The sequence below is a fragment of the Achromobacter sp. LC458 genome (assembly GCF_001005835.2).
GTDB classification, from domain to species: domain Bacteria; phylum Pseudomonadota; class Gammaproteobacteria; order Burkholderiales; family Burkholderiaceae_B; genus Achromobacter; species Achromobacter spanius_B.
Genome location: NZ_LBHW02000002.1, coordinates 156681 through 173020 on the forward strand (window position 1 = coordinate 156681; position 16340 = coordinate 173020).

The following is a 16340-nucleotide window of genomic DNA, read 5'->3' on the forward strand; positions in this document are numbered from 1 at the left end:
AGTCCCGCCTTAGTAGCGCGGATAATAAGATCGGAGATTCGCCAGATGCAAGTCGGCACTGAAAGGCAAGCGGGATCCGAACTGCACGCTTGGCGTCAATTCTTGGCGCGAAGCACCTTGTGGCTAGGCGTTTTGCTGCTGGGCAGCGCTGCGATTTGCTGGGTTGCCGCCAACTGGCAAGACATGACAAAAGTGCAACGCTTTGCCGGCACGCAGGGTTTGCTGGCGATCTCGGCGTTGGCGGCGGCCTGGGCCGGTTTGCGCCTTCGGGCCTCGCCTGGCGTGCGGCGCAGCGTCCCCGGCGCGCTTCTGGCATTGGCCGGCATCTTGCTGGGCGCCTTGCTCGCGTTATTGGGTCAAACTTACCAGACTGGCGCCGATACCTGGGAATTGTTCGCCTGGTGGGCGGTTCTGCTGCTGCCCTGGGCGCTGGCTTCGGCCAGCCAGGCGGTGTGGCTGTTGTGGGCGCTGGTGCTGAATGTGGCGGCCGCGTTGTGGCTGGGCGAACGCGTCTTCACCTGGTATGCCCTCTATGACGGCTCGGGCCTGCCCAACCTCATCATGGCCGCGCTAAACCTGACGCTGCTGTTGGGCTGGGAACTGGCGGCGCGCCGCTGGCGGGCCAGCACGCTGATCGGGCCGCGCGTCTTGGCCTTCATCGCCATCAGCGCCCTGGTGCTGTCCCTGATGTTCGGGGACTTCATCCTGCGCGGGGTGGGCTCGCTTAACGGCATCGCCTGGCTGGCCGCGACGCTGGGGCTGGGCTTTTACTATCAGCGCGGCCGGCGCGACCTGGTCATTCTGGCCATGCTGGCGGCGGGCGTCATCTGCGTGTCCCTGCGGGTGGTGGGCGAATGGCTGTTGCGGCTGGAGCCCGGCGTATGGGCTGCGCTGCCCCTGGCCGCCCTGCTCATGGCCGAGGCCGTGCTGGCCGCGCGCTGGTTGCGCAAGCTGGCCGCCGAACCCGACGCCGCCTTGGTCACCGCCGATGCCGAACCGGCCGCCGCGTCGGCGGGCAACGCGGTCGAATCCGGCGATGCCGGCACCCCCGTCGTGCAACTGGCCCCTGCCGCCATGCCGCATGCCGAGCCGCCCTGGTATGTGCAATGCCTGCTGGGCCTGAGCGCCTGGCTGGCCACTTTGCTGCTGCTGGTGTTCGTGGCGTTCTCGGGCATCGTGACGTCGGAAGAAGGCGCGCTGGTGGCCGGGCTGGTTTTGTGCGGCGCGGGCGTGGCGGTGCTGCGCAGCGACGCCGGACCATTCTGGCGCCAATGCGGCACCGCGATGGCCTTCACGGGCCAGATCCTCATCATCTACGGGCTGTCCAGTTCCACATCGTTCACCAGCGCCTGCTTATTTGTATTGCTGCTGGCGGCAGTGGTCTACGCGCTGGGGCCGGATGTGATCCTGCGTTTTCTATCGGGCCTGTTGATCGCGGCGGCGGGCGCCGCCCTGATCTGGCGCGGCCTGTCCCCGGAGTTGATGCGCGACGACCTGCTGGACGCCTGGCTGTACTTCGACGCGGGCCGCGCCGGCTTCGTCTGGCTGCCGATTGCCGTGATCGGCGCCTGGGCCACGGCCGTCATCCTGACCTGGAGCCATCGTGTGGGCGGCAAGCGCGGCCACGCGATGGAGCCGCTGGCGTGGGCCTTCCTGCTGTCCGTGCAAGGCATGGTCTGGCTGGCGGGCGGCATCTCGGCCCTGCACCTGCCGGCCATGTTGAAGCTGAATCCCCAGGGCGCGTTGCTGGTGGTGGCCGGTGCGCTGCTGCCGGCCGCCGCCGCGCTGGCGGTGCTATGGCCGCGCCGCCACGTGCTGACGGGTGGCGTGACCTGGGGCGTGCCCATCGCCTTGCTGGCCCTGGCGCTTTTCTGGCTGCCCAGCCCGGGCGTGGGCTTTGCGCTGGCCTGGCTGTTGCTGGGCTTTGGGCTGAACCAGCTGCGGCTGGTGATCTTCGGCGTGCTCAGCCTGCTGGCTTATCTGGGCGTCTATTACTACCAGCTGGATGTGCCCTTGCTGCAAAAGGCGCTGTGGCTGGGCGGAGGCGCCTTGCTGTTGTTCGTGCTGCGAGGCCTGGTCTGGCTGGTGCCCCGACTGATGCGTACGCAGGCGCCCGACCGGCGCGCGCCGCTACCGCCGGTGTCCGGCCCGCTGCGCTGGCGCACGCTGGCCATTCTGGGCGGTCTGGCGCTGGTGCTGGTGGTGGCCAATGGCGGCATCTGGCAGCGCGAAAAGCTGCTGGCTACCGGCAAGGTGGTGATTCTGGAACTGGCGCCGGTCGATCCCCGTTCGTTGATGCAGGGCGACTACATGGCGCTGAATTTCGCCGCCAGCCGCGACATCACCCGCTTGCGGCTGGGGGGTGATCGCCTGGCGGACGAGGATTCGCTGATGGGGTTCGAACCCGACGGCTATGTGATGCTGCAAGCCGATTCGCGCGGCGTGGCCACGCCGTTGCGCATCCAGCCGGACGTGCAGCCGCATGCACCGACCGAGGTGCCGTTGCGATACCGCGTCCGCGATCGCGGTGTGCGTATCGTCACCAACGCCTGGTTCTTCCAGGAGGGCGAGGCCAAGCGCTTTGAAGTGGCACGGTATGGCGAACTGCGCGTGGCGGAAAACGGCGAAGCCTTGCTGGTGCGGATGCTGGGCGAAGACCTGCAACCACTGTAGCGGCACACTAATTTGTAGTGGATGACAGCGGAAAGCGCCGCGCCCAGTGCGCGGTGGCTGCCGACAGGAAGCCTTCCCGGTCGGTTGCCGCGATGGGCGCAAAACCCAAACCGCGCCACGCTTCTTGCAGCGCGGCCAGCGGTGCGCCGGTGTCGATGGGGGGCGCGCCGTTCTGCTTGGACAGCTTCAAGCCGCTGCCCGCATCCAGAATCAGCGGCACGTGCAGATAGCGCAGCGGCGGCAAGCCCAGCAGGCGGCCCAGCACGCGCTGGCGCGCCGTGGAACTGAGCAGATCCGCGCCGCGCACCACGTCGGTTACGCCCTGCTCCGCGTCGTCCACCACCACCGCCAATTGATACGCCCACAAGCCGTCGGCGCGCCGCAAGGCAAAGTCGCCCACGGCGGCAGCCACGTCCTGCTCTTGCGGACCCAGCCAGCGGTCTTCGAAATGTTCAACGCCGTCGGGCACCCGCAAGCGCCAAGCACGCGCCTGGCGCCCAGGCGGCAGGCCGTGGCGGCAGGTGCCCGGGTAGGGGCGTTCGCCGTCGGCGCCAGGCACGGTCTGGCCCCGCAATGCGGAATCGGCGATTTCACGGCGCGTGCAGCCGCAGCCGTAGATCAGGCCACGGGCGTCAAGCGAGTCGAACGCGGATTGATAGGCGGCGTTGCGCTGGGACTGCCACAGGACGTCGCCGTCCCAGTGCAAGCCCAATGCGCGCAGTTGCGCCATGATCGTGTCGGCGGCCCCCGCCACGGTACGCGGCGTGTCCACGTCTTCGATGCGCAGCAGCCAGCGCCCGCCGTGGGCGCGCGCATCCAGCCAACTGGCCAGCGCGGCCACCAGCGAGCCCGCGTGCAGCGGGCCGCTAGGGCTGGGGGCGAATCGGCCTACGTACGGCATCGCAACCGGTCACAGCAACTGCAAAGAGCCTGCGCGCCGGGTCAATGCAACAACCGTACGCCCTCTTCGTCCAGCAGCTCTTCCAGGACCAGGTTGTCGATCTCGGCTTCCTGGCTCCAGAGAACCATGAGGGCGATGATCTTGATCTTGGATAGCGGCACGGGCGTTTCGGGCGAAGCCAGGCCTCGGTCGATGACGATCTCACGCAGGGGCGCCGGCAGCACGCCGGCCGATTCCAGGAAGGCGATGAAGCCAATGGATTCGGAGCCGAGCTGGCTGTATTCGTTGTCGGTGTAGATCCGGGTTCCGGTGTTGGGCGCCTGAGCGAGGTCGACACATCGTTCGGTGGTCTCGGCAAGGCCATACAGCCAACCGAGCGCGTCGTCGATGTCTTCGTGCTCGAAACCGGCGGCGGCTAGCCGCTTTGCGAGCACATCGGCCGCAGGACAGGCTTGCGGCGTGTAGTAATTCTCGAACAGATAAACCAGGATATCGAACATATGGCGCAGTGTTGTGCCTGTTTGCACAGTCGGCCCGCATATCGGCAGACCAGCAAACATGAATTTTACTTTACGCTGATTTATTTAGCCGGGCAACCGGCGAAAAGGCGGAATGTTGTATGGCGTCACCCTGTCGTGGACGGCCCCCATTCTGCCCGTATTTGCTGCCAAAATGCGCGATTGTGCAAAAGAAAACAGGGGCGGACACTCAGGTCCGCCCCTGTTTTTTCTGCCTGGCCGGGTCGCCCCGGCAAGGCGGCTTCTCAGGCTGCCTTGGCCGCGTTCTCCAGCTTCAGTCCGGCAAGCTGGTGGATGAACACCGGGATGCAGAGGGCCAGCCCGATCACGCCGCTGGTCACGCCCGGCACGATGGTCAGCAACGCGCCCAGCGTGCACAGCCACCGTTCCCAACTTTTCATGCCAACCAGCATGTAACGCGAGAACGCCGCCGACAGCAGCACCAGGCCCACCATGCAGCCGATCAGCGTGACGAAGAAGTCGTACCAGGTAAAGCCTTGCACCGAAATCAGCAGCGACGGCGAAAACACGAACACGAACGGCACGATCAGCTTGGTGATGCCCAGCCTGAATGCCGTGTTGCCGGTCTTGAACGGGTCACTGCCCGCCATGCCCGCCGCCGCGTAGGCCGCCAGCGCCACCGGTGGCGTAATGTCCGCCAGGATGCCGAAATAGAACACGAAGAAGTGCGCCGCAATCGGCTGCACGCCCAGTTGCACCAGGGTGGGAGCGGCCACCGCCACCATGATCAGGTAGTTGGCCGTGGTGGGAATGCCGCAGCCCATCAGGATGCAGACGATGCCCGTCATGATCAACGCCGCCACCAAGGTCAGCGACTGCGTGTTCGCGATGGCTTCCGGAATCACCACCGAGGCCACGCCGGCGATGGACTGCGCCGCCGAGATCACGATGTACGACACCTTGAAGCCCACGCCGGTCAGCGTCACCACACCGATCACGATACCCACCGTGCCGGCGGCCGCGCCCACGGCCAGCGCGTACTTGGCGCCGGTCTCGAAGGCTTCGTACAGGTCACGCCAACGCAAGCGCTGATACGGATTCAGCAGCCCCACCAGGATGCAGCCGGTGATGCCCGCGAACGCCGCCAGGTACGGTGTGCGGCCGCTGGCCAGCACGCCGATCAGCAGGAACAGCGGGATCAAGGTCGGCCAGCGCATCTTGATCGATTGCTTCAGCTTGGGCATTTCCTCGGCCGTCAGGCCGCGCAGCCCCTCGCGCTTGGCCTCGAAGTGCACCTGCATGAACAGGCCGAAGAAGTACAGGAAGGCCGGGAAAATGCCGGCGATGGCAATCTGCTGGTACGGGATGCCCAAAAATTCGATCATCAGGAACGCGGCCGCGCCCATGATGGGCGGCGTGATCTGCCCACCCGTGCTGCTGGCGGCTTCGACCCCGGCCGCGAAGTGGCGCGGATAGCCCACGCGGATCATCGCGGGAATGGTCAGCGACCCCACCGTGACCGCGTTGGCCACCGATGATCCGGACAACATGCCGAACATGGCCGAGCCAAACACCGACACCTTGGCCGGGCCGCCCGCATAGCGGCCGGCAATGGTCGAGGCCACGTCCAGGAACAACTGGCCCAGCCCGATGCGGGTGGCCAGCACGCCGAACAGCACGAAGTGGAACACGTAGGTCGCCACCACCCCGACCGCCACGCCGTACACGCCCTGGCTCGTCAGGTACATGTGGTTGACGATCTGGGACCAGGTGTTGCCCGCGTGTTGCAGCAGCCCGGGGAAATACGGTCCGAACATGGCGTAGGCCATGAACACCAGGGCGATGATCGGCAGCGGCCAGCCCATGGCGCGGCGCGTGGCTTCCAGCAGGCCGATCAGCAGGATGGACCCCATGAACACGTCGATGGGCAGCGGATTGCCCACGCGGAACGCCAGGTCTTCGAAGATGTACGGGATGTACATGACCGACAGCGCCAGCGCCACGGCGATGATCCAGTCATACAGCGGGATGCCGCCGGGGGCGTACCAGGTGGACTTCGGCTCGCGCTGATAGTGCGACTTCGAAAAGCCGAACACCAGGAAAATCAGGCTGAGCACAAACGCCAGGTGCACGCCGCGATGCGTGGCCTCGCGCAGCAGGCCAAAGCCCGCGGTGTAGTAATGAAAGATCGAGAGCGTGACCAGCAGGCCCGAGACGATCCAGGTGGCGGTCTTGTCCAGGGGCCGGAAGCGGATTTCGGAATCGTACTTTTCCGCCAGTTGCTGGGTCTTTTCGTGGTCTATTTCCATCGACGTATTTCTCAGGTGAATCCGCAAACAGGGCCGCACGAGGCGGCCCTGCGCAATGCCGGCGCAACACCGGGGGGTACCCGGCGCGCCGGCGTATCGCCGTCGCGAGTACGGCTTGGGCTTACTTCAACAAGCCGATTTCCTTGTAGAACTTCTCGGCGCCCGGGTGGAACGGGATGCCGGCGCCCTTGATGGCGTTTTCGCGCGTGATCAGCTTGCCCTTGGCGTGGCCGTTGTCCAGCGTCTTGCGCGTGGCGTCGCTGTACAGCGCCTTGGTGACGTCATACACGACCTGTTCCGGCAGCTTGGCCGACGTGACCATTTGCGCATTGACCGAGATGGTCTTGACCTCGCCCACGTTCTGATACGTGTTGGCGGCGATGGTGTCGGGCGTGAAGAACTCCTGCTTGGCGCGCAGCGCGTCGATTTCCGGGCCGACCAGCGGCACGATTTCGATGCCCGCGCCGCTGGAGGCCAGTTCGGCGATGGCGCCGGCCGGCGCACCGCCCACGAAGAAGAACGCGTCCAGCCCGCCGTCCTTGAGCTTGTCGCCCGCCTGGTTCGGCTTCAGGTATTCGGCCTTGATGTCCTTGTCGGTCATGCCGTAGGCGCCCAGGATCAGGCGCACGTCAACCAGCGTGCCCGAGCCCGGTTCGTCCATCGACACGCGCTTGCCCTTCAGGTCAGCCACGCTCTTGATGCCCGCGCCCTTGCGCGTCACCAGGTGGATGCTCTCGGGATACAACGTGGCGATCAGGCGCAGGTCTTGCGCCTTGGGCTTGCCTTCGAACGTGCCCGTGCCGCTATAGGCCCAGTACGCCACGTCCGACTGCGTGAAGCCGGCTTCGAACGAGCCGCCCAGAATGCCGTTGATGTTGGCCACCGACCCGTTGGACGCCACGGCCGTGGCAACCAGCTTGCCCGGCTGCGACACGGCGTTGGCGATGATGCCGCCGATGGGGTAGTACGTGCCGGCCGTGCCGCCCGTGCCGATGCGGAAGAACTGCTGGGCCTGTGCGGAACCCACGGTGCCGACGGCGGCAACCGCGACGGTCAGGGCGGTGATCCAGTGTTTGAGTTTCATGCGAGCTTCTCCGGTGTTGTCAGGTAGGGTTCTTGTGACGGAAATCGTCTTGTCATTCCTGTGGCGGGCGGTTCAATAAAAGCGCCGTCCGGGCACAAAAATGGGCCTCCCCTTGGGGGCCGTTTTCATGTTGAAATTCTGGCATGCGGGGCATCCGTAGCCAATGGTTACGGAGCTATCGTTTACCTGGGGGTGAATAAGCCTTGGGGTTATGGAAGGTCGTGCTTTAGTTATGGTGTCGCCGCTGGCGGTTACATCCCACGCGCTGTAGATCACGGAGTTACCTCGATGTCCCAGGAAGTCATACGCGGCATAGCGCTGCCCCCGCCCGCGCAACCGGGCGACCCGTTGGCCCGCGTCGACACGCCCAGCCTGGTGCTGGACCTGGGCCCCTTCGAGGCCAACCTGCGCGCCATGCAGGCCTGGGCGGACCGCCACGAAGTCGCCCTGCGCCCGCACGCCAAGGCGCACAAATGTCCCGAGATCGCGCGGCGCCAACTGGCACTGGGCGCGCGCGGCATCTGCTGCCAGAAGGTCAGCGAAGCGCTGCCTTTCGTGGCGGCCGGCATCCACGACATCCACATCAGTAACGAAGTCGTCGGGCCGGCCAAGCTGGCCCTGCTGGGCCAGCTGGCGCGCGTGGCCAAGCTGAGCGTCTGCGTGGATAACGCGAAAAACCTGGCGGACATTTCCCAAGCCATGGTGCAAGCCGGCGCCCAGATCGATGTGCTGGTCGAAGTGGACGTCGGACAAGGGCGTTGCGGCGTCTCGGACGACGCCCTGGTGCTGGCGCTGGCGCAACAGGCGCGCGATCTTCCCGGCGTGGACTTCGTGGGCCTTCAGGCCTATCACGGCTCGGTGCAGCACGCCCGTACGCGCGAAGAACGCGCGCGGATCTGCCGCCAGGCCGCGCGCATCGCCGCGTCTTACGCCCAGCTGCTGCGCGAAAGCGGCATCGCGTGCGACATCATCACCGGCGGCGGCACGGGCAGCGCGGAATTCGATGCGGCAAGCGGCGTCTACACCGAACTGCAAGCGGGCTCGTACGCGTTCATGGATGGCGATTACGGCGCCAACGATTGGGACGGCCCGCTTACGTTCCAGAACAGCCTGTTCGTGCTGTCCACCGTCATGAGCGTGCCCGCGCCCGAGCGCGTCATCCTGGACGCGGGTCTGAAATCGACCACCGCCGAATGCGGCCCGCCCGCCGTCTTCGACGCGTCCGGCCTGACCTACGCCGCCATCAATGATGAACATGGCGTGGTGCGTGTCGCGCCCGGCGCCACCGCGCCAGCGCTGGGCGACGTGCTGCGCCTGGTGCCCTCGCACGTGGACCCTACATTCAATCTGCATGACGGCCTGGTCGTGGTGCGCGATGGCGTGGTGCAGGACATTTGGGAAATCGCCGCGCGCGGCTTTTCGCGCTGATCGCGCTTCCCGTCACATCGCCAGGTTCGTCATCCCCAGGAATTGCCGCAGTTCGGGGGTGGCGGGCGATGCGAACAACTCCTCGGGCGGCCCGATCTCATGCACGCGGCCCTGGTGCATGAAGACGACGCGGTCGCAGACCTCGCGCGCAAAGCGCATCTCGTGCGTGACCATCAGCAGCGTCATGCCGTCGGCCGCCAGTTCGCGCACCACCGCCAGCACTTCATTGACCAGCTCCGGGTCCAGCGCCGATGTGATTTCGTCGCACAGCAGCGCCAGCGGCTGCATCGCCAACGCGCGCGCAATCGCCACGCGCTGTTGCTGACCGCCGGACAGTTCCTCGGGCCACGCATCGAACTTGTGCGCCAGCCCCACGCGCGTCAGCATGGCGCGCGCCATGTCGGCCGCGTCCGCTTCCGGCATGCGCTTGGCCACCATGGGCGACAGCATCACGTTGCGCCCCACCGTCAGGTGCGGAAACAGGTTGAACTGCTGGAAGATCATGCCAACCTTGAGCCGCAGCGCGCGCAGCCGCAGCTCGTCGTCGCCCAACTGCGCGTCGGCCACCATGATGGCGCCGCCGTCAATCTGCTCCAACCCGTTCACGCAGCGCAGCAGCGTGCTCTTGCCCGAGCCGCTCTTGCCGATGATGGCGATGACCTCGCCGGGTTCAACGCGCAGCGTCACCCCCTTCAGGACTTCGTTGTCGCCGAATTTCTTGCGGACGTCTTCAAGGGCGATGAGGGGCATGCAACTTCCTTTCCAGCCGGAGGCTAAGGCGCGACAGGGGCCAGCACAGCGCGAAGTAGATCAGCGCGGCGCAGGCGTAGACGGTGAAGGGACTGAACGTGGCGTTGGTGATCACCGTGCTGGCCTTGGACAGCTCGGTGAACCCGATGATGGAGGTCAGCGCCGTGCTCTTGACGATCTGCACGGCGAAGCCGACGGTGGGCGCAATGGCGATGCGCAGCGCCTGCGGCAGCACCACGTAGCGCATCTGCTGCACGTAGCCCAGCGCCAGGCTGGCGGACGCTTCCCACTGGCCTTTTGGAATGGCTTCCACGCAGCCACGCCAGATCTCGGCCAGGAACGCGCCCGACCACAGCGTCAGCGCGGCGCCCGCTGCCAGCCAGGGCGGCACTTCCAGCCCCAGCAGCGACAGCCCGAAGAACGCCAGGAACAGCTGCATCAACAGCGGCGTGCCCTGGAACAGTTCGATATACGCCCAGCTGGCGCGGCGCATCAGCGCCACGCGCGACGTGCGCATCATCAGCGCCAGCATGCCCATCAGCGCGCCGCCCACGAACGCCACCAGCGACAGCACCACCGTCCAGCGCGCGGCCAGCAGCAGGTTGCGGACGATGTCCCACATTGAAAATTCAATCATCGCGCCGCCTTGCGAAACAGTCGCCAGCCCGCCAGGCGCAGCAACTGGCGCAGGACAATGGCCAGCACCAGGTAGATGCCGGTGGTGACCAGGTACACCTCAAACGCGCGGAAATTGCGCGACTGGATGAAGTTGGCGGCAAAGGTCAGGTCTTCGGCCGCAATCTGCGAGCACACTGCCGAGCCCAGCATCACAATCACGATCTGCGACGACAGCGCCGGCCAGATGCGTTTCAAGGCGGGCTTCAGCACCACGTGCCGGAACACCTGAAAGCGCGTCATCGCCAGGCTGGCGCCCGCCTCGTACTGCCCTTTGGGCGTGGCGTCGATGCCCGCGCGGATGATCTCGGCGCTGTAGGCGCCCAGGTTCAGCGCCATCGCCAGGCACGCCGCCTGCATCTCGCCCAGCTGCACACCCAGCGATGGCAGGCCGAAGAACACGAAGAACAGCTGGATCAGGAACGGCGTGTTGCGTATCACCTCGACATAGGCGGCCACGGGCGCGCGCAGCCCGCGCGGCCCCTGCGTGCGGACCCAGGCGCAGGCGATGCCCAGCGCCACGCCCGCCACCGCGCCGAAAGCGATCAGTTCCACCGTCACGCCGATGCCTTTCAATAGCACCGGCGTGTAGTCGAATACCGACGCGAAGTCGTATTGGTAAGCCATGATGGCCGCCGTCGGAACTTACAGGTCCTTGGGCAGCTCGGCCCCCAGCCACTTCTGCGAAATCGCCGACAACGAGCCGTCACGCTTGGCGGCGGCCAGAATGTCGTTGACCTTGGCGCGCAGCTTGGGCTCGTCCTTGTTCATGCCGATGTAGCACGGCGAATTCTTGATCAGGAATTTCGTCTCGGGTTTCTTGGGCGGGTTGCGCGCCAGGATGGCGGCCGCCACCACGTTGCCCGTGGCAATCATCGGCACCTGGCCCGACAGGAAGGCGGTGATGGTGCCGTTGTTGTCTTCATAGCGCTTCAGGGTGGCCGAGGCCGGGGCGATCTTCGACAGCTCGATGTCTTCGACCGCGCCACGCGTGACGCCGATGGTCTTGCCGGCCAGGTCCGCCGCCGACGACACCTTCAAATCCGCCGGGCCGAACACGCCATTGAAGAACGGCGCGTAGGCGTCGGAAAAATCGATGGCTTTTTCGCGTTCCGCATTCTTGCCCAGGCTGGAGATCACCAGGTCCACCTTGCGGGTCTGCAAGTAAGGCACGCGATTGGCGCTGGTGACCGGCACCAGTTCCAGCTTCACGCCCAATTGCTTGGCGATCAGCGCGGCCGTATCGATGTCATAGCCCAGCGGCTTCATGTCGGCGCCCACCGAGCCGAACGGCGGGAAGTCCTGCGGCACGGCGATCTTGATGGTGCCGGCTTTGACGATGTCATCCAACGTGTCGGCGTGCGTCAGCGGCGCGGCCAGCAGGCTGGCGGCGGTGCAAAGGGACAACAACAGGGTTCTACGGTTCATGAGGAACTCTCCAGGGCGCGCATCGCCCGGGACGGGTCGACGCGTTGCACACCGATTCGGTATACAAAGCTGGAAAAGCAAGTTCCGTGCCATTACGCATGGCGCGCGGTGGCGCTGCGGATGCGTTGCTCGGCCGCCGCGCGCCGCCCCGTTTTGGTGCGGCGGGTGCGCCGGCGGCGAGCGCGTTTCGCACCGCTTTGGCTCGCCCGGCAAGCGCGGCATGGGCGGCATGCGCGGGTTTCAGGCCTCCAGATGGGGCCGCATCAGCGATTCAAACCAATCCTGGAACACGGTCAGGCGCCGCGTGCGCTGGCGTCGATGCGGGTAGATCAGCGACACCGGCATCGGCGCTGCGCGAAACGCCGGCATCACTTCCACCAGCTCGCCGGCATCCAGCAGATGCTGCACGTCAAAGCGCGGTATCTGGATCAGCCCCATCCCCGCCAGACAGCAGGCGATGTAGTTTTCGGCGTTGTCCACGATCACGCGGCTGCGCGGTTGCGCGATGTGCCCGTCGTCGGCATGAAATTCCCAAGGCAGCTCGCGGCGCGTCTTCGGGGAGGCATAGCCCACCGTCCAGTGCCCTTCCGACAGGTCGGCGGGTTTGCGCGGCTCGCTGTGTTCGCGCAGGTAGCCGGGGCTGGCGCAGTTGATCAGGGCGATTCGACCCAGCGGCCGCACCACCAGGCTGCTATCGGCCAGCGCGCCGATTCGTACGGCGCAATCCACGCCTTCCTGCACCAGGTCGATGGCGCGGTCGGTCGAGGTCAACGCCAACACCAGGCGGGGATGGCGGCGCAGCAGGCTGGGCAGCGCGGGCGCGATCAGGCGGCGCGCCACCCGGCTGGGCACGTCGATGCTTAATCTGCCCGAGGCCTGCAACTGGCTGGCATGGAACAACTGGTCGATGTCTTCCACGTCCGCCAGCAGCGGCTGCACGCGCGCCAGCAATTGTTCGCCGTCGGCCGTCAGCCGCACCTGCCGCGTCGTGCGGTGCAGCAGGCGTACGCCAAGTTGGGCCTCCAGTTGCTGGATGGCCGCGGACACCGACGCGCGAGGTGCGTTCAGCGCGTTGGCGGCCTTGATGAAGCTGCCCATCTCGGCGACTTGGGCGAATACGCGGTACTGGTCGAATCGGTCCATGCCCGACAGATTAGCGGCTACTTACTTGGTGGTGTAGCCGCCGTTGATCAAAATAGTCTGGCCCGTGATCCACCAGCCGTCGCTGACCAGGTGGCGAATGAAGGGCACGACGTCTTCAATGTCGGTCAAGCCCGTCTTGCTGAACGGCGACAGCGCGGCCGCGGTCTTGTGATATGCCACCGCGTCCTCGCCTTCGGCCGGGTAGAAGAACGGCGTGTCCATGGGGCCGGGGCCCACCGCCGTGACCGAGATCCCGCGCGCGCCGAACTCCTTGGACGCGGCGCGGGTGTAATGCTCGACCGGCGCCTTGGTGCCGGCGTAAGCGGCATAGAACGGCGTGAACGCGCCCAGCAGCGACGTCACCAGCGTGCAGACCTTGCCGTTGTCGTTGACGTGCCGGCCCGCTTCGCGCAGGAAGAAAAAGGCCGTCTTGGAATTGACCGCCGTCATCTCGTCGTACTCGGCCTCGCTGATTTCGGTGAACGGTTTTTTCAGCACCTTGCCGACGGTGTTGATCGCAATATCCGGTTTGCCCACGGCGGCTACCGCATCGGCAAACAGCTTCTCGACAGCGCCCGCGGTTGTCAGGTCGGCTTGCAAGGCCACGGCTTTGGCGCCGGCCGCTTCGACGGCGGCTACCGTCGCGTCCGCCGCTGCCTTGGACGCCGCGCTGTTGTAGTGGATCGCGATGGCGCGGGCGCCGTGCGCGGCCAGATCGCGCGCAATCAAGCCGCCCAGGTTCTTTGCGCCGCCGGCGATCAGCACGACTTTGCCCTTGATGGAATGGTCTGCCATGGAAAACCCCTTCATGAATCGATGGAGTTTCGAGCTTAGGCAAGCGCAACCCACCGATAAACCGGCTGCGGCAAGATGCACTATCCAGAAAAACCACCCAAAGCGGCGGCATTGGGCAAGGTGGCGTCCATAAAAAAGCCGTCCCGTGCAAAACAGGGACGGCTTTGGCGGAAGGAGGAACGCTTAGTCCACCTGCGCGCCGGACTGCTTGACCGCGCGGCCCCACTTGTCCACTTCGCTGGCAATGAACTTGCCCGTGGCCTCGGGGCTGAGCGGCATCGGTTCGGCGCCCCGGTCACGCAGGAACTTCTGCATCTCCGGCGTATTCAGCGCCACGCCGATCTGACGGCTCAGGTAGTTGGTGACGTCGGCCGGCGTATCGCGCGGGGCCAGCACGGCGGCCCAGCCGATGGCCTCGAAACCCGGATAACCCGATTCGGCCACCGTCGGCACGTCCGGCAACTGCGGCAGGCGCTTGGCGGTGGTCACGGCCAGCGCCACGGCTTTTTTGTTCTGCACGTGCGGCAGGCCCGCGGTCACGGAATCCACCATCAGCGGCACCTGGTGCCCCAGGAAATCCGCCTGCGCCGGGCCACTGCCCTTGTACGGAATGTGGCGGATATCGATGTTGGCCGCCGCCTTGAACATCTCGGCCGACAGATGCTGCGTGCCGCCGATGCCGGCGCTGGCGTAAGCCAGTTCGCCCGGATTGGCGCGCGCCTGCGTCACCAGCTGCTTCAGGGACGTGATGCCCGAGGCCGGCGTGGCCAGGAACATCAGCGGCACCGAGAACACGCCCGACACCGGCGCGAAATCCTTGGTCAGGCTGTAGTTGATGGTCTTGTACAGCGTCTGGTTGACGGCGGCGGCGCTACCCGCGATGACCAGCGTGTAGCCATCGGCCGGGGCGCGCATGGCTTGTTCCATGCCGATATTGCTGCCCGCGCCGGCGCGGTTTTCCACCACGATGGGCTGCTTGACGGCGGCGCCCAGCTTTTCAGCCAGCGCGCGGGCAAAGATGTCGGTGGCCTGCCCGGGCGGGAACGGCACGATCAGGCGGATGGCGCGTTCGGGATATTCGGCGTGCACCGGCGCGCCGGCCGCCGCCAGCGCCAAGCCGGCGGCAAGACTGGAAAGAATACGTTTCATGATCGGTCAGTAAAAAGCGACAAGGGCTGCGCGCGAGGGGCGCGCCACTTCTCATAAAATAGAGCGCCCGAACGGCGGCCCTTGTGAGGCGGCCCGGGGCGATTCGGCGGGGGGTGCGTCACGATAGCATCCCTCTGTCGGTGCTACATTTGCCTTTTCGCGCTTTGCCCGCGAAGTTTTTCCTTCACCGCTGTCCTTACCCCGCAGGAACCGCCATGGAATTCAGCCAGTTCAACGTCAACACCCTCATGGACATCACTTCCCGCCCGGACCTCGTGTTCGTCAGCGGCAAGGGCTCCTGGCTGGAGGATCATGCGGGCAAGCGATACCTGGACTTCGTGCAGGGCTGGGCGGTGAACACGCTGGGCCATTCGGCGCCGGAAATGCAGCGCGCGCTGATCGAACAGTCGCAAAAGCTGATGAACCCGTCGCCGGCGTTCTACAACATTCCCTCGATCGAGCTGGCCCAACGCCTGACCGGCGCGTCCTGCTTTGACCGCGTCTTCTTCGCCAACAGCGGCGGCGAAGCCAACGAAGGCGCCATCAAGCTGGCGCGCAAGTGGGGCCAGGTCAAGAAGAACGGCGCCTACAAGATCATCACGATGAACCACGGCTTCCACGGCCGCACGCTGGCCACGATGTCCGCATCGGGCAAGCCGGGCTGGGACAAGATGTTCGCCCCGCAAGTCGAAGGCTTCCCCAAGGCAGAATTGAACGACCTGGAATCCGTGAAGAAGCTGATCGACGACAAGACCGTCGCCATCATGCTGGAGCCGGTGCAAGGCGAAGGCGGCGTCATCCCCGCCACCAAGGAGTTCATGCAGGGCCTGCGCAAGCTGGCCGACGAGAACCAGCTGCTGCTGATCGTGGACGAAGTCCAGACCGGCATGGGCCGCACCGGCAAAATGTTCGCCTACCAGCATTCCGACGTCACGCCGGACATCATGACGCTGGCCAAGGGCATCGGCGGCGGCGTGCCGCTGGCCGCGCTGCTGGCCCGCCAGGACGCCTGCGTGTTCTCGCACGGCGACCAGGGCGGTACGTATAACGGCAACCCGCTGACCACCGCCGTGGGCGTGGCCGTGTTCGACGCCCTGGCCGCCCCGGGCTTCATGGACGCCGTCAACGCGCGCGCCAAGCAACTGTCCGAAGGCCTGCTGGCCCTGTCGGCCAAGTACGGCATGAAGGGCGAACGCGGCCAAGGCCTGCTGCGCGCCCTGATCATGGACCGCGACGACGGCCCCGCCATCGTCGAAGCCGCCCGCAACCAGAACCCGCAAGGCCTGCTGTTGAACGCCCCGCGCCCCAACCTGCTGCGCTTCATGCCCGCGCTGAACGTCACGGCCGAAGAAATCGACCTGATGCTGACGCAACTGGACGCGCTGATCGCGCAGGTGCGCAAGGCTTGATTGATTCAGGCTGGCAAGAGTGAGCAAGGGCCGCGGATTTGCGGCCCTTTTTCTTGCGCGGACAGGCGTTAGGGGGGCGCGGGGGACGGGGACCGCACCCTTCATCATTAGCCTATA

General features: G+C 65.9%; 14 protein-coding genes. 3 read left to right on the forward strand and 11 right to left on the reverse strand.

Annotation, left to right across the window (positions count from 1 at the left end; translation table 11 throughout):
* Window positions 1–45: 45 nt before the first annotated feature.
* Window positions 46–2673, forward strand: a complete 2628-nt coding sequence (locus tag YH64_RS02915; protein ID WP_143215229.1) for a GDYXXLXY domain-containing protein — start codon at window positions 46–48, stop codon at window positions 2671–2673.
* A gap of 7 nt (window positions 2674–2680) precedes the next feature.
* Here the strand turns inward: YH64_RS02915 and gluQRS are convergent, their stop codons facing one another.
* The 4 genes from gluQRS to YH64_RS02935 all read right to left on the reverse strand — a co-directional run bounded on the left by gluQRS (window position 2681) and on the right by YH64_RS02935 (window position 7446).
* A complete protein-coding gene (gluQRS, locus tag YH64_RS02920; protein ID WP_046803987.1) occupies window positions 2681–3574 on the reverse strand; it encodes a tRNA glutamyl-Q(34) synthetase GluQRS in 894 nt (297 codons plus the stop codon).
* Between the two features lie 41 nt (window positions 3575–3615).
* On the reverse strand, window positions 3616–4074 hold the full coding sequence (locus YH64_RS02925; protein WP_006216709.1) for a DUF494 family protein: 459 nt from the start codon (window positions 4072–4074) through the stop codon (window positions 3616–3618).
* Window positions 4075–4337: 263 nt separating this feature from the next.
* Window positions 4338–6362 carry a TRAP transporter permease gene (locus tag YH64_RS02930; protein WP_046803986.1) on the reverse strand — a complete coding sequence of 675 codons (2025 nt, stop codon included), beginning with the start codon at window positions 6360–6362 and terminating at the stop codon, window positions 4338–4340.
* A 121-nt stretch (window positions 6363–6483) separates the two neighbouring features.
* Window positions 6484–7446: a TAXI family TRAP transporter solute-binding subunit gene (locus YH64_RS02935; protein ID WP_046803985.1), complete on the reverse strand. Its 963-nt coding sequence runs from the start codon at window positions 7444–7446 to the stop codon at window positions 6484–6486.
* Between the two features lie 288 nt (window positions 7447–7734).
* On the opposite strand from YH64_RS02935, the gene YH64_RS02940 reads away from it, so the two are divergent.
* Window positions 7735–8874, forward strand: coding sequence for a DSD1 family PLP-dependent enzyme (locus YH64_RS02940; protein WP_046803984.1), 1140 nt, complete (start codon window positions 7735–7737; stop codon window positions 8872–8874).
* A gap of 12 nt (window positions 8875–8886) precedes the next feature.
* Here YH64_RS02940 and YH64_RS02945 read toward each other — a convergent pair whose 3' ends face one another.
* The 7 genes from YH64_RS02945 to YH64_RS02975 form a co-directional block, all read right to left on the reverse strand.
* Complete coding sequence (locus tag YH64_RS02945) at window positions 8887–9624, reverse strand: amino acid ABC transporter ATP-binding protein (RefSeq protein WP_046803983.1); 738 nt, start codon at window positions 9622–9624, stop codon at window positions 8887–8889.
* Window positions 9605–10261, reverse strand: coding sequence for an amino acid ABC transporter permease (locus YH64_RS02950; RefSeq protein ID WP_046803982.1), 657 nt, complete (start codon window positions 10259–10261; stop codon window positions 9605–9607). The genes YH64_RS02945 and YH64_RS02950 overlap by 20 nt, the downstream gene beginning before the upstream one ends.
* A complete protein-coding gene (locus YH64_RS02955; RefSeq protein ID WP_046803981.1) occupies window positions 10258–10926 on the reverse strand; it encodes an amino acid ABC transporter permease in 669 nt (222 codons plus the stop codon). Before YH64_RS02955 ends, YH64_RS02950 begins: the two co-directional genes overlap by 4 nt.
* 18 nt (window positions 10927–10944) lie before the next feature.
* The gene (locus YH64_RS02960) at window positions 10945–11727 is read right to left on the reverse strand and encodes a transporter substrate-binding domain-containing protein (RefSeq protein ID WP_046803980.1); all 783 of its coding nucleotides are present in this window, start codon (window positions 11725–11727) and stop codon (window positions 10945–10947) included.
* 240 nt (window positions 11728–11967) lie between these two features.
* On the reverse strand, window positions 11968–12870 hold the full coding sequence (locus YH64_RS02965) for a LysR family transcriptional regulator (protein WP_046803979.1): 903 nt from the start codon (window positions 12868–12870) through the stop codon (window positions 11968–11970).
* Between the two features lie 21 nt (window positions 12871–12891).
* Window positions 12892–13665: an SDR family oxidoreductase gene (locus YH64_RS02970; protein ID WP_046803978.1), complete on the reverse strand. Its 774-nt coding sequence runs from the start codon at window positions 13663–13665 to the stop codon at window positions 12892–12894.
* A gap of 183 nt (window positions 13666–13848) precedes the next feature.
* Window positions 13849–14814 carry a tripartite tricarboxylate transporter substrate binding protein gene (locus YH64_RS02975; RefSeq protein WP_046803977.1) on the reverse strand — a complete coding sequence of 322 codons (966 nt, stop codon included), beginning with the start codon at window positions 14812–14814 and terminating at the stop codon, window positions 13849–13851.
* 215 nt (window positions 14815–15029) lie between these two features.
* Here YH64_RS02975 and YH64_RS02980 point away from each other — a divergent pair, with 215 nt between their 5' ends.
* Window positions 15030–16223: an acetylornithine transaminase gene (locus tag YH64_RS02980; protein ID WP_046803976.1), complete on the forward strand. Its 1194-nt coding sequence runs from the start codon at window positions 15030–15032 to the stop codon at window positions 16221–16223.
* The last annotated feature ends 117 nt before the right edge of the window (window positions 16224–16340 follow it).

Coding starts and splice junctions, on each gene's coding strand:
- YH64_RS02975 (WP_046803977.1), bottom strand. CDS start 14,814: ATGAAACGTATTCTTTCCAGTCTTGCCGCCGGCTTGGCGCTGGCGGCG.
- YH64_RS02935 (WP_046803985.1), bottom strand. CDS start 7,446: ATGAAACTCAAACACTGGATCACCGCCCTGACCGTCGCGGTTGCCGCC.
- YH64_RS02980 (WP_046803976.1), top strand. CDS start 15,030: ATGGAATTCAGCCAGTTCAACGTCAACACCCTCATGGACATCACTTCC.
- YH64_RS02965 (WP_046803979.1), bottom strand. CDS start 12,870: ATGGACCGATTCGACCAGTACCGCGTATTCGCCCAAGTCGCCGAGATG.
- gluQRS (WP_046803987.1), bottom strand. CDS start 3,574: ATGCCGTACGTAGGCCGATTCGCCCCCAGCCCTAGCGGCCCGCTGCAC.
- YH64_RS02970 (WP_046803978.1), bottom strand. CDS start 13,665: ATGGCAGACCATTCCATCAAGGGCAAAGTCGTGCTGATCGCCGGCGGC.
- YH64_RS02960 (WP_046803980.1), bottom strand. CDS start 11,727: ATGAACCGTAGAACCCTGTTGTTGTCCCTTTGCACCGCCGCCAGCCTG.
- YH64_RS02915 (WP_143215229.1), top strand. CDS start 46: ATGCAAGTCGGCACTGAAAGGCAAGCGGGATCCGAACTGCACGCTTGG.
- YH64_RS02945 (WP_046803983.1), bottom strand. CDS start 9,624: ATGCCCCTCATCGCCCTTGAAGACGTCCGCAAGAAATTCGGCGACAAC.
- YH64_RS02955 (WP_046803981.1), bottom strand. CDS start 10,926: ATGGCTTACCAATACGACTTCGCGTCGGTATTCGACTACACGCCGGTG.
- YH64_RS02940 (WP_046803984.1), top strand. CDS start 7,735: ATGTCCCAGGAAGTCATACGCGGCATAGCGCTGCCCCCGCCCGCGCAA.
- YH64_RS02930 (WP_046803986.1), bottom strand. CDS start 6,362: ATGGAAATAGACCACGAAAAGACCCAGCAACTGGCGGAAAAGTACGAT.
- YH64_RS02925 (WP_006216709.1), bottom strand. CDS start 4,074: ATGTTCGATATCCTGGTTTATCTGTTCGAGAATTACTACACGCCGCAA.
- YH64_RS02950 (WP_046803982.1), bottom strand. CDS start 10,261: ATGATTGAATTTTCAATGTGGGACATCGTCCGCAACCTGCTGCTGGCC.